Consider the following 715-nt stretch of genomic DNA (forward strand, 5'->3'; position numbering starts at 1 on the left):
CGGTCTGGATCTCGACCTATACCAAGGCGCTGCAGCGCCAGCTGGGCCGCGAGACCGAACGGCTCTTTCCCGATCCCGCGGTCCGCCGAACCAAGGTCGTCACGCGCAAGGGGCGTGAGAATTATCTCTGCCTGCTGAACCTCGAAGATGCGTTGCAGGGCGGGTTTGCGGGACGGGCGGCGGTGCTCGCGCAGCTCGTCGCGCGCTGGGCCGCGTATAGCGCGGACGGCGACATGGTCGGCGGCGACCTGCCCGGCTGGCTGCCGACGCTGTTCCGGCGCAACGGATCGACCGCATTGACCGACCGGCGTGGCGAGTGCGTCTATGCCGGCTGCCCGCATTACCGCAAATGCTTCATCGAACGCGCGGCGCGCGCCTCGACCGATGCCGACATCGTCATCGCCAACCATGCGCTGGTGATGGTCAACGCGGCGCGCGGACGCGAACTCGCCACCCGACCGACACGCTATGTGTTCGACGAGGGGCATCATATCTTTGACGCCGCCGATTCGATGTTCGCGACCGCGCTGACCGGCGGCGAGACGATCGAACTGCGCCGCTGGATCATCGGTCCCGAGGGCAGCAGCCGGGGGCGGCGGCGCGGACTGGCCGCACGCCTGTCCGATCTCGCCAGCTATGACGAGGCAGGCAATCGCGCGATCGGCGAGGCGGTGGCCGCGGCCGGTGCGCTGGCGAGCGAGGGCTGGCTGCAGCG

General features: G+C 69.4%; 1 pseudogene. It reads left to right on the top strand.

The features are described 5' to 3' along the window. Nucleotides 1-715, top strand: a pseudogene (locus sphsw_RS12615) (ATP-dependent DNA helicase); the annotation flags it as partial.

Origin of the sequence: Sphingomonas sp. FUKUSWIS1, from assembly GCF_000733135.1 — a bacterium.
Taxonomy (GTDB): domain Bacteria; phylum Pseudomonadota; class Alphaproteobacteria; order Sphingomonadales; family Sphingomonadaceae; genus Sphingomonas; species Sphingomonas aerolata.